We start from the raw sequence: 13736 nt of genomic DNA, 5'->3' as shown, positions 1-13736 counted from the left end.
CATCCGCACCGGCTAACGGGTCGTCATTTATGGAAAAACTCAAGGTCATCATCGCCGACGATCACCCCATCGTACTGCTCGGCGTCCGTGAACTGGTCGAACGCGACCCGCGCTTTTGCGTGGTCGGCGAAGCCGTTTGCTCGCAAGGGCTGATCGAACTGCTCGAACGCCAACCCGTGGACATGGTCATTTCCGACTACAACATGCCGGCAGACTCACCCTACGGTGACGGGTTGAAACTGATCGACTATCTCAAGCGCCACTACCCCGCTGTTCGCATTCTCGTGCTGACCATGATTTCCAACCCGCTGATCCTCACGCGGCTGCAGGAGCTGGGCGTGGACGGTGTCATCCAGAAGAGCCAGCTGCACGGCGAAATCGAGAAGGCGCTGAACGCCGTGGCACGCAACAGCACCTATCGGGCGCCGGAACCGGCCAGGCATTCGGTGGTGGCCTGCAACACCGCCATCGATCAACGGGTAGAAAACCTGTCACCGAAGGAATTCGAAATACTGCGCCTGTTCGTGGCCGGCCAAAGTGTCAGCGAAATTGCCCGCAGCCAACACCGAAGTACCAAGACCATCAGTGCACAGAAAGTTTCCGCCATGCGCAAACTTGAAGTAAACAGCGACCAGGAATTATTGGCCTATTGCCTGGCAAGTCATATCTTCAATTAACCTAGTGTGATTGGCCGACCATTAAGATTCGTCTGATGGGCCAGGGAAACCACCTGACTTATTGTGAGCGTGCATTTAGTTGCAGCACTTACTCACTTTCATGTGGACATCAATATGAATAAATTCTCCCTGGCCGCACTGACCCTCTCGCTGATTACTGCATCAGCCGGCGCCCTGGCTGCCGACCCTACCGGGCCAGTCAAAGGTGGCAGCGGCAAGATTTCCTTCACCGGCGTGATCAACAATGACGCCTGTTCGGTCGACGGCGCCAACGCCGACCGCGTAATCGCCGTGGACATGGGCACCGTCTCGATCAAGGACATGGGCACCGCCGAAAATCCGAGCGCAGGCCGCGTGACCGGCAAGGACTTCAACCTCAACGTCAACTGCAACGTCGGCACCAAGGTAGCGATGGTCTTCGACGCCAACAGCGGCGGCTCGGGCCTGGTCACCGGCAAGAAGGTCCTGGCCCTGACCAAAGGCACCGGCACCGCGGCCAACGTCGGCATCGCCCTGCTCGACCCGAACGGCAACCTGATCGACCTGAGCTCGGCCGCCACCGCCAAGATCCAGAGCGACGTACACGGCACTGGCGCCGCGGGCGGCGATGCCACCCTGAGCTTCTCCGCAGCCTACGTGACCACCGGCGCCGCCGGCACTGCCACCGCCGGTCGTGGTGACGCCACCCTGCCGTTCATCCTGCAGTACGAGTAATCGATTCGCCGCTGCTCCCCTGCGCGAGGCTCAACAGCCTCGCCACTTCTTCGTCCCGCAAGGTACCCCAACCATGTTGCGTCGTTCTCTGTATCCCGTTTTCGGGTTGCTGGGCATGCTCGTCGCTGCCCAGGCAACCGCCAGCATCTCCCTGAGCGCTACGCGCGTCGTGTTCGACGGTGCTCACAAGGAGGCCAATGTCACCGTGCGCAATGGCAACCAGGAAGTCCTGGTGCAGTCCTGGGTGGATGCCGGCGACAGCGCGCAGGCGCCGTTTGCCATTACCCCTCCCTTGGCCAGGGTGATGCCCAAGCAGGAACAACTGCTGCGCATTCTCTATGAGGGCCAGGGCCTGCCGACCGACCGCGAATCGGTGGTCTGGCTGAATGTGCAGGAAATCCCGCAAGCCAGTACCCAGGCCAATACCTTGCAGTTGGCGGTGCGCCAACGCATCAAGATTTTCTTCCGCCCGGCCAACTTGCCCGGCAATGCCCTGCTGGCACCGGAACAATTGGTCTGGCAAGTAACCCGGCACGCCGGCAAGGCACAGCTGAGCGTGAACAACCCCAGCCTGTATCACGTGTCGATGGCCGACATCGAAGTCAAACGCGGTAACCAGAGCGTGTTCAGCGTCGACTCGAGCATGATCGCCCCCGGAGAACAAAAGACCTTCAGCTCGGCACTTTCGCAAGTGGACGGCCCGCTGACGCTCACCTTCAAGAGCATCAACGACTATGGCGCCCAGCATGGCTATTCCGTGCTGCTGAACCCTGCCCAGCCAGGTAGCGCCAAGCCTGCCGAACCCGCCATCAGCTTGTGACCGCATAAAGCCCACCTCGCGCGCCCCGGTCGTGTGCGGCCTCCCGTGCCCAGCCCGTGCCGGGACATGAAATAGGTTCCTCGTATGTCTTTGTCCATCGCCCCCCGCTCCGTAGACGGTGCCGATGCAGGCGCGCGCGCGCTCAATGGCGGCACGCCTCGCCCGGCCTGGAAGCTCAATGCCCTGTCATTGCTGCTGTGCAGCGCGCTGCCCGGCCTCGCGACGGCGCAGGACGATCCCCAGTTGCTGGGCTTCAACACCACCTTTTTGCAAGGTGCGCAATCGGCAGTCGACCTGCAGTTGCTGCTATCGGCCAGCAGCGTGCTGCCGGGCAACTATCGGGTAGACCTGTACAGCAACGAAGTACTGGTGGGCCGGCGCGACATCGACTTCAACCGCAACCCCCATACCGGGCGCGTGGAGCCGTGCCTGACCCTGGAGCTGCTCGAGCAGCTGGGCATCGACATGGACAAGCTCAGGGCCCAGGGGCGCCTGGATACCGCGCAGGCTTGCCACGACCTGCCCACGCTGATCGACCAGGCCAGCCTGAACTATGACTCGGGTCACCTGCGCCTGTCCGCCAGCATTCCGCAAGTCGCCATGAAGCGCGGCCTGCGCGGCTACGTCGACCCGCAACTGTGGGATGCGGGGGTGTCTGCGGCATTCGTCAACTATCAGTTCAACACCAGCCGCAGCGGCGGTGATGCCGAGACCCGCATCAACAACAACCTGAGCCTGCGCAACGGCATCAACCTGGGCAGCTGGCGCTTGCGCAACGAGTCGAACTTCAGCAGCGGCACCGGGCGCCCGGACAGCTTCAAGAGCAACCGCAGCTATCTGCAGCACGATGTGACCGCGCTCAAGGGCCAGTTCAGCGCCGGCGACATCTTCAGCGACAGCGACCTGTTCGACAGCGTGCGCTACCGGGGCCTGAAGCTGGCTTCGGACGAAGGCATGCGCGCCGACAGCGAGCGCGGCTACGCACCCGTGGTGCGGGGCGTGGCGCAGACCAGCGCCAGGGTCGAGATCCGCCAGAACAGCTACCTGCTGTACACCGCCAACGTACCGCCCGGCCCGTTCGAGATCAGCGACATCTACCCCAGCGGCTCCAACGGCGACCTGGAAATCACCATCATCGAGGCCGACGGTCGCCGCCGGGTCAGCGTGCAGGCGTTCTCCAGCCTGCCGCTGATGGTCCGTGGCGGCCAGGTCAAGTACAGCCTGTCCGCCGGGCGCTACAACAGCAACAGCGAGGGCCTGGCGACGCCGCAGATGCTCAGCACGACGCTGGCCTACGGCCTGACCAACACCGTGACCGGCGTGGTTGGCCTGCAAGCCACCGACGACTACAAGGCACTGGCCTTGGGCAGCGGCCTGAACACGCTGGTGGGCGCCTTTTCGCTCGATGTCACCCATTCCTCGAGCAAGGCCCAGGGCCAGACCACCCAGGGCAACAGCCTGCGGGCACTGTACGCCAAGACCTTCACCGGCACCGATACCAACTTCACCCTGGCCGCCTACCGCTACTCCACCGAGGGCTTCCGCACCCTCACCCAGCATATCGAGGACCAGAGCAGCGACGCGATCAAGCGCAGCGGCAACTCCAAGACCCGCACCGACCTGACCATCAACCAGAGCCTGGGCCGCGACCGTGCACTCGGCAGCCTGTACCTGACGGCCAGCGACCAGCGCTACTGGAACCGCGGCGGTTCGCAGAGCCTGTCGGCCGGCTACAGCAACAACTGGGGCGATATCTCCTACAACCTCGACGTCAGCCGCACCAAGGAGCTGGGAACCTCAGGCCCTGCGGGGCAGGATACCCAGTTCAACCTGTCGCTGTCGTTCCCGCTTGGCAGCCGCAGCCGCGCACCGCGGGCGTTCGTCACCAGCAGCACGCAGAAAGGCAACGACACCACCCAGGCCGGCATCAACGGCTACCTGTCGGAGACCAGCGACACTTTCTACTCGATCCAGGGCGGCCATAGCCGCACCAGCGGCAGCTCGGCCTCGGCCAACCTGAACACCCGCACCTCGGTCGCCGACATCAGCCTGGGCTACAGCCAGGGGCGCGGCTACGATTCGCAGAACCTCAACGTCGCCGGCGCCGTGGTTGCCCACCAGGGCGGTATCAACCTCGGCCAGACGCTCGGCGAAACCTTCGCCCTGGCCGAAGTACCGGGGGTGCCGGGGGCGAAGATCAGCAACTACAGCGGCGTGGAAACCGGGCGCAACGGCTATGCGGTGATCCCCAGTGCCCAGCCCTATCGGGTCAACTGGATCAGCCTGGACACGCGCGACCTGGGCGGCGACATCGAGATCGACAACGCCACCCAGCAGCTGGTGCCGCGCCGCGGCGCCGTAGTGCTTGCCCGCTACACCGGCAAGAGCGGGCGTCGGGTGCAGTTCGAGCTGTACGACGAGCGCGGCCAGTTGCTGCCGTTCGGGGCATCGGTCGAGGACGCCGAAGGCCGCCAGCTGGCGATTTCCGACCCGAGCGGCAAGGCCTTGGTGCTGCTGGAGCAGGACCAGGGCAGCCTGACCATCAAGTGGGGCGAACGCCAGTGCGCGGCCCACTACGACCTGCCGGAACGGGACACGGCGGTCAACTACGAGCGCCAGCGCCTTATGTGCCAACCGTGACACCCGGCCTGTCGCGCAGCAGAGAATGCGCCTAACTGCCCGGCAGCTTTGGTATGATCCAGTCGCGATACTGCAAACGCAGTGCAACAGGGACTCCAGAGCTGATGAATCAGGCTGCGTCATGTCCTTGATTTCTGCACGGCCGGTTCATTTTTAGGTGAAAGCTGAAGTTTGATGCGAAAACTCCTGGCAAGCACCCTGGCGCTGGTGATGGCCGCCGCACTCTGTGGCTACGGTTTCTGGACCCAGCAGCGCCCGGAAGGCCATTACCTGTCCGACCTGCGCATCGAACTGGCGCTGAACCATGGCGTACCCGGCGAGCACGGCAACCTGCTCGGCGTCGAGCCGCTGCTGTACCCGGGCGACTACCAGAACCTGCAACGCCTGCACCGCAAGCTCGCGGCCTACCTGGAGCAGGCCCGGGCCCAGGGCCTGGTCGGCCCACGCACGGTGGTGGTGCTGCCCGAGCACATCGGTACCTGGCTGTGGGCGCGCGGCGAAAAGAACGAGCTGTACCAGGTCACGCAAAGCCGGGAAGCCCTGCAATGGCTGGAGCTGAGCAACCCGCTGCGCTATGGCCTGGCCATGCTCGGTGCTGACGGCGACGACCGCCGCGCCGACGCGCACCTGCGCATGAAGGCCGAGCAGATGGCCACGGATTACCAGCAACTGTTCGGTGGCCTGGCCAAGGAATTCAACGTGACCCTGGTAGCCGGCTCGATCGTGCTGCCCGCCCCCTATGTGAAGCAGGGCGTACTGCATGCCGGCAGCGGCCCGCTGTTCAACAGCAGCATGGTGTTCGCCGGCGACGGCTCGCTGCTGGGCCAGCCACAGCGTCAACAGTTCCCCGACAGCGAAATGCGCCGCTATGTCCACGATGGCCGCCAGCAGCCGTTGCAGGTCGTGCAAACCCCCGCCGGACGCCTGGGGGTACTGGTGGGCAGCGACAGCTGGTACCCGGAAAACCACCAGCAACTGGCCCGCCAGGCAGTGGAACTGATCGCCAACCCGGTGTTCCTCAGCGGCAAGGGCAGCTGGCAGGCACCCTGGCGTGGCAATCGCCACCAGGACGCCAGCGCCAGGTTGCCCTTGCAGCGCGGCGAAGTCAGCGAACAGGCTGCCTGGCAGCACCTGACCAAGGCCGCCGGTGGCAATGTCAGCAGCATGAGCGTGTTCATGCGTGGGCAGTTCTGGGAACAAGGCAGCGACGGCCAGGGCTTTGCCCACCAGGCTGGCGAACTGCTGGCGGGAACGCCCAGCCCTGGCGCCCGCCTGCTGAACCTGTGGCTGTAGGCCGATGGCCCGCCCCCGTGTGCGCCTGGGCGACCTTTCGGTCGGTTTTGTCCAGCCGCTGAGCGAGGCCCTGCGCGCGCTTGGCCACGACCCACAGCCGCTGTTGCAGCGCTATGGCCTGGACGCGGCACGCCTGGGCGAGGCCAATGCACGCTTGTCGATACCGCGCTACATGCACCTGGGGCACGCCGCCATCGAGCTCTGCGGTGAGGCTGCGCTGGGCCTGCACATGGGGCGCCTGAGCCGTCTGGCGCAGGCCGGGCTGGCCGGGGTCACGGCGGCCCAGGCGCCCAGCGTGGGCGAGGCGGCGCGCACCCTGCTGCGCTTCGAGCCGTTGTATGCAGCCAATTACCGTGGCCATTCCACTTTCCATGAAGATGCCCACGGCGCCTGGCTGCGCTTCTACTCGATCAGCCCCTACAACGCCTACAACCGCTTTGTCGTCGATTCCCTGCTCGCGGGCTGGTTGGCCCAGCTGAGCGACCTTGCCGGCACACCGGTGCAGGCCGAACGCCTGGAAATCGAATTTGCCGCCCCCGCCTACGCCGAGCGTTACCAGCCGTTGTGCGCTACACCCGTGCAATTTGCCGCCGAAAGCAATCAGCTGCGCCTGAGCCGCGCCACGCTGCAGCTGGCCAACCCGCGGCATTGCCCAAGCACCTGGCAGCACCTGCTGCAGTTGTGCGAGGCGGAGATGCTGCAACGCACCCGCGTACGCAGCCTGGGTGAGCGCATCACCCACCTGCTGGGCCCGTTGCTCAATGGCGGTCGCGAACCGGACCTGGAAGAAGTGGCGCGCCACCTGCAGCTGCCGACCTGGACCTTGCGCCGCAAGCTGGCCGAGGAAGGCACGCGTTTTCGCGACCTGCTCAACGAAACACGGCGCGACCTGGCCGAGACCTATATCCGCGATACGGAACTGGCCTTTGGCGAGATCGCCTATCTGTTGGGGTTTGCGTCGGCCGAGGCCTTCCAGCGCGCTTTCAAGCGCTGGACGGGCCTTACGCCGGGGGAGTTCCGCCGCAACCAGCGGCGGGTGGGCTAGAGCTCGGTGGCGTCGTCGGCCGGTTCCGGAGTGTCCAGTTCATAAGCCTGGTATTCGAGAAGTTCTTCCTGATATTCGTCCATCGACCTGCGTCCTCTCATCTCATGATCTTTATCGGTGTCGCCTTCAACCTAAGCAGGTGGAGTGAAGGAATGATGACAATCTTATGAGTGGTAAACGTAGCAGGTGTTCAGGACATAATCACCGGGTGTCTGTAACAGGGATGTGTTCGCCCTGTGCCGGCCTCTTCGCGGGCTTGCCCGCTCCCACAGGATCTCGATAGGCTCTGGAACTTGCGCATTATCTGTGGAAGCGGGCAAGCCCCGCGAGAGGCCGGTACAGGCTAAAAATCAGAGGGCGGGCGACACGGCCTCGGCAGGCTGCGCTTGCTGCTGTACTTCAATAGGAGCCGCCTCCGCCGGCGGCGCCACCGGCTGCGAGCCCTGGCTGTCATCCACCACCGGTGCCGCTACTGCCTCATTGGCTGGGGTAACGGCAGCCGGGGCTGGCGCCGCTTCCACCAAGGGTGCCGCTGCCGGGGCTGGTGCCACCGGCGCCACCGCAGCCTGCTCCGGCAGCCCCAGGGCAGGCGCGGGCGCTTCGGCCTTCGGCGCGGGCTCCTCGACCTTGGCCTTGCTTTCCTGCTGCGGCTTGGGCTTGGGCAGATAGCTCTCCACCAGGGCGAAATAGCGATCATAGAACTGCGCCGCCGTCACCGTCTCGCTGGCCACCTTGACCATGGAGTCGTCGCTGGAGCCGATCGGCATCGACACCGAGCCCAACACACCCACGCCCAGGCTGGCGGAGGTGTTGGACTTTTTCAGGGCATAGCGGTCCTGCAGGGCGTTGGCGAACATGGTCGAGCGCTGCTCGTCGCTCACATCCGGCGCACAGGTAACGTTGAAGCTGATCTGCAGGTGATTCTCGCTGTTCTGCTGGAAACTCTTGTTGCCCATCACCTGGTTGGCACCGCTGCTGGTGATGATGTAGCCCTGGCTGAGCAAGGCGCGCCGGGCGGCCTCGCAAGAGCCGGCATCGCTCACCGGGAAGCTGCGCGAAAAGGTGCCCGAGTCATCGAAATTCTCGTGCTCGTAGACGGCGGCTTTTTTCGAGGAACAACCGGTCACGCCCGCCAGCACCAGGGCCAGCCCGAGCGCACCAAAGACGGAAGATCTGGTCATTGCGTATTCCGGGTAAGTCAGAAAGGTGCCTATTGTGCAACACACGAGGCTGGCACAGGAACCGCTGATCGGTGAAGAGTCTGTCAGATTCGTGTAAATCTGGGCCAAGGCCGGTGATGGCCAGGCGTAGAAACGAAAAAAGCGACCCTGAGGTCGCTTTTTCGTGCTTCGAGGCGTTCAAGGGGCCTCGAGGCGAAGATGGCGCAGCGGACGGGACTCGAACCCGCGACCCCCGGCGTGACAGGCCGGTATTCTAACCGACTGAACTACCGCTGCGTATCATTCAGGCTTGCGCCCGATTGAAACCTGGGTCTACCCTTCCGGCTCGATGGCCTCAGGACAGGCACAAAAAAAGCGATGACTGGATCGCTTCTCTTGTGTTTGCTTCAAGGTGTTCAAGGGACCTTGAAACGAAGATGGCGCAGCGGACGGGACTCGAACCCGCGACCCCCGGCGTGACAGGCCGGTATTCTAACCGACTGAACTACCGCTGCGTATCGTTCAGGCTTGCGCCCGATTGAAACTGGGATCAGCCCAAGGCAGCTTGCCTTGCGACTTCAGACCGGTGCCAGGCACCCATCTGTTATTGAAAAATGGCGCAGCGGACGGGACTCGAACCCGCGACCCCCGGCGTGACAGGCCGGTATTCTAACCGACTGAACTACCGCTGCGCAGTGCGCTCCTCTCTGGCTATCGGCTTCTTGCGAAACCTCGAGCACCAGGAGCTTCTCAGGAAGTGGTGGGTGATGACGGGATCGAACCGCCGACCCTCTGCTTGTAAGGCAGATGCTCTCCCGGCTGAGCTAATCACCCTCGCGATGTTGCTTGTTGCGTTTGCTTCGCTGAGGCCGCGAAATTTACGCAGGTGGTGAAGCTAAGTCAATAGCCCCGTTGGATTTTTTTCAAAAAAGGTCGGTTGGCTGCACCGACCTCTTCGCGGGCTCGCCCGCTCCCACAGGATCTCCACCGATCCTGACCTATGTGAAATACCTGTGGGAGCGGGCGTGCCCGCGAAGAGGCCAGTACAGGATATGCAGAATGCTCAGGTGTAGATCATCTTGCGGGTCATGCCGCCATCGACCACGAACTCCTGGCCGGTAACGAATGCCGCCTGGCGTGACAACAGCCAGGCCACCATGGCCGCGACGTCTTCCACCGTCCCTACCCTGCCCGTCGGATGCTGGGCATGGTCGGCCTCGGTCAACGGTTCGGCACGGCGCTGCGACGGGTCGCGGGCGTCGATCCAGCCCGGGCTCACCGCATTGACGCGGATCTCCGGGCCGAGGCTCATGGCCAGCGCATGGGTCAACGCCACCAGGCCGCCCTTGCTGGCTGCGTAGGCCTCGGTGTCGGGCTCGGACTGCCGCGCCCGGGTAGAGGTCAGGTTGACGATCGCCCCGTTGTGCGCACGCAGGTACGGCGCACAGTGCTTGGCCAGCAGCATCGGGCCACTGAGGTTGACCGCCAGCACGCGGTTCCACTGCGCCAGGCTCAGGCTTTCCAGGGTGTGGTTGTGCGGGTTGGCAATGGCCGCGTTGCACACCAACGCGTCCAGGCGGCCAAACTGCCCCAGCACCTCGGACACCCCGGCACTGACCTGAGCCTCGTCGGCAACGTCCATGGTAATGAACCAGGCGTTGTCACCCAGGGCCTTGGCCACCTTGGCGCCACGCTGGCGGTCGAGGTCACTGAGCACCACCTGCCAGCCTTCGCAGATCAGCCAGGCGGCAATGCCCAGGCCAATGCCGCGTGCGGCACCGGTGACCAGGGCCACCCGGCCGTTGTGGCCGGGCGCAGCGCCGCCGATCTCGATCACAGTGCCGCCAGCCCGCGCGCCAGGTCGGCCTGCAGGTCAGCGACGTCTTCCAGGCCCACGGCAACACGGATCAGGCTGTCGCGGATACCCGCGGCTTCACGCTCCTGCGGCGTCAGGCGGCCGTGGGAGGTAGTGGCCGGGTGGGCGATGGTGGTCTTGCTGTCACCGAGGTTGGTGGTGATGGAAATCACCCGGGTGGCGTCGATGAAGCGCCAGGCGCCCGCTTTGCCGCCCTTGACCTCGAAGCTGACCACCGCACCGAAGCCGCTCATCTGGCGCTTGGCCAGCTCGTGCTGCGGGTGGCTCGGCAGGCCGGCGTAATGCACCTTCTCCACGCCTTCCTGCTGCTCCAGCCATTCGGCCAGTGCCTGGGCGCTTTCGCAGTGCGCACGCATGCGCAGGCGCAGGGTTTCCAGGCCCTTGGTGAAGATCCAGGCGTTGAACGGGCTGAGGGTCGGGCCTGCGGTACGCAGGAAACCAACCACTTCCTTCATCTGCTCGGCACGCCCGGCAACCACGCCGCCCATGCAGCGGCCCTGGCCGTCGATGAACTTGGTGGCCGAGTGGAACACGATGTCGGCACCCAGCTTCAGCGGTTGCTGCAGCGCCGGGGTGCTGAAGCAGTTGTCCACCACCAGCATGGCACCGTGGGCGTGGGCGATCTCGCTGAGGGCAGTGATATCGACCAGCTCGGCCAGCGGGTTGGACGGCGACTCGACGATCAGCAGCTTGGTGTTGGCCTTGATGGCCTTTTCCCAGCCAGCCAGGTCGACCAGCGGCACGTAGTCCACCTGCACGCCAAAGCGCTTGAAATACTTCTCGAACAGGCTGATGGTCGAACCGAACACGCTTTGCGACACCAGCACGTGGTCACCGGCGCTGCACAGCGACATCACCACGGCGAGGATCGCGGCCATGCCGGTGGACGTGCCCACGGCCTGTTCGGCGCCTTCCATGGCCGCCAGGCGCTCCTCGAAGGCGCGCACCGACGGGTTGGTATAACGCGAGTAGACGTTGCCCGGCGTTTCGCCGGCAAAGCGCGCGGCGGCGTCGGCAGCCGTGCGGAACACATAGCTGGAGGTCAGGAACAGCGCTTCGCTGTGCTCGGCCTCCGGTGTACGGTGCTGACCGGCGCGCACCGCAAGGGTGTCGAAACCGACACCCTCGAGGTCACTGTCCAGCCGCCCGGCATCCCATTGATCCGTCATGCCGTCGCTCCCGAATCAGTTGTTGTACAGGTCGATGATCGCGCTGACTGCCTGGTTCTTGACCTTGGCCAGGTCATTGCGGGCTTGTTCGATGCGGTCGAGGTAGGCCTCGTCGATGTCGCCAGTGACGTATTCACCGTTGAACACCGCGCAGTCGAAGTGCTCGATCTTGATCTTGCCGCCACCGACCGATTCGATCAGGTCCGGCAGGTCCTGGTAGACCAGCCAGTCGGCGCCGATCAACTCGGCCACCTGTTCGGTGGTGCGGTTGTGGGCGATCAGTTCGTGAGCGCTCGGCATGTCGATGCCGTAGACGTTGGGGTAGCGCACCGCAGGGGCTGCGGAGCAGAAGTAGACGTTCTTGGCGCCGGCTTCGCGGGCCATCTGGATGATCTGCTTGCAGGTGGTGCCGCGCACGATCGAGTCGTCCACCAGCATCACGTTCTTGCCGCGGAACTCCAGCTCGATGGCGTTGAGCTTCTGGCGTACCGACTTCTTGCGCGCGGCCTGGCCGGGCATGATGAAGGTACGGCCGATGTAGCGGTTCTTGACGAAACCTTCGCGGAATTTCACGCCCAGGTGGTTGGCCAGCTCCAGGGCCGCGGTGCGGCTGGTGTCCGGAATCGGGATGACCACGTCGATGTCGTGGTCCGGGCGCTCGCGCTGGATCTTCTCGGCCAGCTTCTCACCCATGCGCAGGCGCGCCTTGTACACCGACACGCCGTCCATGATCGAGTCCGGGCGGGCCAGGTAGACGTGCTCGAAGATGCACGGCTGCAGTTTCGGCGCGTCGGCGCACTGCTTGGTGTACAGCTGGCCTTCTTCGGTGATGTACACCGCTTCGCCGGGTGCCAGGTCGCGGATCAGGGTGAAGCCGAGCACGTCCAGGGCCACGCTTTCCGAGGCGATCATGTATTCCACGCCTTCGTCGGTATGACGCTGGCCGAACACCACCGGACGGATGCCGTTGGGGTCGCGGAAACCGACGATGCCGTAGCCGGTGATCATCGCCACCACGGCGTAACCGCCGACGCAGCGGCTGTGCACGTGGGACACGGCGGCGAACACGTCTTCTTCGGTCGGCTGCAGCTTGCCGCGTACGGCCAGCTCATGGGCGAACACGTTCAGCAGCACTTCCGAGTCGGAGTTGGTGTTGACGTGGCGCAGGTCGGACTCGTAGATCTCCTTGGCCAGCTGCTCGACGTTGGTCAGGTTGCCGTTGTGTGCCAGGGTGATGCCGTACGGCGAGTTGACGTAGAACGGCTGGGCCTCGGCCGAGGTCGAGCTGCCCGCTGTCGGGTAGCGCACGTGGCCGATGCCGATGTTGCCGACCAGGCGCTGCATGTGGCGCTGCTGGAAGACATCGCGCACCAGGCCATTATCCTTGCGCAGGAACAACCGGCCGTCATGGCTGGTCACGATACCGGCAGCGTCCTGGCCGCGGTGCTGGAGGACCGTAAGCGCGTCATACAGCGCCTGATTGACGTTCGACTTACCGACGATACCGACGATGCCACACATGCGACGCAACCCCTACTTTGACGAAACTTGAGTGAATAGCGCTCAGGGCTTTGCCGGCCCGAGCAACTGTTCCTTGAACGGAAGATCAGCTGGAGTGCCGATCAGCCCACTGGGTGTCCACTGGCCGGTAAAACCCAGGATCAGGTTTTTCGACCAGTCGGCAACCAAGAGAAATTGTGGTATCAGGCGTGATTCCTGCCACCAGGTGTCCTGTTGAACCGGCCCCAGGCTGATCAGCCCGATGGCCACCACCACCAGCAAGGCCCCGCGCGCGGCGCCGAAGGCCATGCCCAGGAAACGATCGGTGCCGGACAACCCGGTCACGCGGATCAGCTCGCCGATGAGGAAGTTGATCATGGCGCCTACCAGCAAGGTGGCGACGAACAGAATGGCGCAGCCGGCGATGACCCGCATCGACGGCGTCTGGATGTAGCTTTCAAGATATACCGAGAGCGAACCGCCGAACATCCAGGCAACCGCGCCGGCAATGATCCAGATGAGCAATGACATGGCTTCCTTGACGAAGCCGCGCTTGAGACTGATCAGTGTGGAGACGGCGATGATCGCGATGATCGCCCAATCAACCAGGGTAAATGCCACGGTGCTGCCTGCAGACGTTTGAGGCAGCGCATTTTACCAGAGCGGCGAGGGGTTGGGTAAGCGGAATGTCAGGTCGATTGGTGTTGGCTTCGCCGCCGGCAAGCCAGCGCCCACAAGGATTGCGCGCCAAAGCGAAACGCACGACTTCTGCAGGAGCGGCCTTGTGTCGCGATCGGGCCGCGCCGCGGCCCCAGCAATTTCGGCCATAGCAATAACCGAGG

At 64.1% G+C, this 13736-nt stretch carries 11 protein-coding genes and 4 tRNA genes; 6 read left to right on the top strand and 9 right to left on the bottom strand.

Features of this window, described 5'->3' with window-relative positions; translation table 11 throughout:
• The first annotated feature begins 29 nt into the window (after positions 1 to 29).
• From HG549_RS07790 to HG549_RS07765, 6 genes are all read left to right on the top strand, one after another.
• Complete coding sequence (locus HG549_RS07790; protein WP_063913809.1) at positions 30 to 677, top strand: response regulator; 648 nt, start codon at positions 30 to 32, stop codon at positions 675 to 677.
• Between the two features lie 114 nt (positions 678 to 791).
• The gene (locus HG549_RS07785) at positions 792 to 1391 is read left to right on the top strand and encodes a fimbrial protein (protein ID WP_170028959.1); all 600 of its coding nucleotides are present in this window, start codon (positions 792 to 794) and stop codon (positions 1389 to 1391) included.
• A 73-nt stretch (positions 1392 to 1464) separates the two neighbouring features.
• Positions 1465 to 2211 carry a molecular chaperone gene (locus HG549_RS07780; RefSeq protein WP_170028958.1) on the top strand — a complete coding sequence of 249 codons (747 nt, stop codon included), beginning with the start codon at positions 1465 to 1467 and terminating at the stop codon, positions 2209 to 2211.
• Positions 2212 to 2295: 84 nt separating this feature from the next.
• Positions 2296 to 4851: a fimbria/pilus outer membrane usher protein gene (locus HG549_RS07775; protein WP_170028957.1), complete on the top strand. Its 2556-nt coding sequence runs from the start codon at positions 2296 to 2298 to the stop codon at positions 4849 to 4851.
• 174 nt (positions 4852 to 5025) lie between these two features.
• Positions 5026 to 6144 carry a nitrilase-related carbon-nitrogen hydrolase gene (locus HG549_RS07770; protein WP_170028956.1) on the top strand — a complete coding sequence of 373 codons (1119 nt, stop codon included), beginning with the start codon at positions 5026 to 5028 and terminating at the stop codon, positions 6142 to 6144.
• A gap of 4 nt (positions 6145 to 6148) precedes the next feature.
• Complete coding sequence (locus HG549_RS07765; protein ID WP_170028955.1) at positions 6149 to 7189, top strand: AraC family transcriptional regulator; 1041 nt, start codon at positions 6149 to 6151, stop codon at positions 7187 to 7189.
• A gap of 350 nt (positions 7190 to 7539) precedes the next feature.
• On the opposite strand, the gene HG549_RS07760 is transcribed toward HG549_RS07765, so the two are convergent.
• The 9 genes from HG549_RS07760 to HG549_RS07720 all read right to left on the bottom strand — a co-directional run bounded on the left by HG549_RS07760 (position 7540) and on the right by HG549_RS07720 (position 13515).
• Positions 7540 to 8370, bottom strand: a complete 831-nt coding sequence (locus tag HG549_RS07760) for a DUF2242 domain-containing protein (RefSeq protein WP_170028954.1) — start codon at positions 8368 to 8370, stop codon at positions 7540 to 7542.
• Positions 8371 to 8569: 199 nt separating this feature from the next.
• Positions 8570 to 8646: transfer RNA gene (locus tag HG549_RS07755), tRNA-Asp, on the bottom strand.
• 141 nt (positions 8647 to 8787) lie between these two features.
• A tRNA-Asp gene (locus tag HG549_RS07750) sits at positions 8788 to 8864 on the bottom strand.
• Positions 8865 to 8964: 100 nt separating this feature from the next.
• Positions 8965 to 9041, bottom strand: a tRNA-Asp gene (locus HG549_RS07745).
• Positions 9042 to 9107: 66 nt separating this feature from the next.
• Positions 9108 to 9183, bottom strand: a tRNA-Val gene (locus tag HG549_RS07740).
• A gap of 229 nt (positions 9184 to 9412) precedes the next feature.
• Positions 9413 to 10186 carry an SDR family oxidoreductase gene (locus HG549_RS07735; RefSeq protein ID WP_170028953.1) on the bottom strand — a complete coding sequence of 258 codons (774 nt, stop codon included), beginning with the start codon at positions 10184 to 10186 and terminating at the stop codon, positions 9413 to 9415.
• Entirely contained in the window at positions 10183 to 11394 is a 1212-nt protein-coding gene (locus tag HG549_RS07730; RefSeq protein ID WP_170028952.1) for an O-succinylhomoserine sulfhydrylase, read from the bottom strand. The genes HG549_RS07735 and HG549_RS07730 overlap by 4 nt, the downstream gene beginning before the upstream one ends.
• 15 nt (positions 11395 to 11409) lie before the next feature.
• A complete protein-coding gene (gene purF, locus HG549_RS07725) occupies positions 11410 to 12915 on the bottom strand; it encodes an amidophosphoribosyltransferase (protein WP_170028951.1) in 1506 nt (501 codons plus the stop codon).
• Positions 12916 to 12957: 42 nt separating this feature from the next.
• A complete protein-coding gene (locus tag HG549_RS07720) occupies positions 12958 to 13515 on the bottom strand; it encodes a CvpA family protein (protein ID WP_170028950.1) in 558 nt (185 codons plus the stop codon).
• Positions 13516 to 13736: the final 221 nt, after the last annotated feature.

The sequence above is a fragment of the Pseudomonas sp. SK genome, from assembly GCF_012975065.1.
GTDB classification, from domain to species: Bacteria; Pseudomonadota; Gammaproteobacteria; order Pseudomonadales; family Pseudomonadaceae; genus Aquipseudomonas; species Aquipseudomonas anuradhapurensis.
Note: the sequence above shows the minus strand (reverse complement) of the source record. Positions and strands in the feature narration are given on the sequence as shown.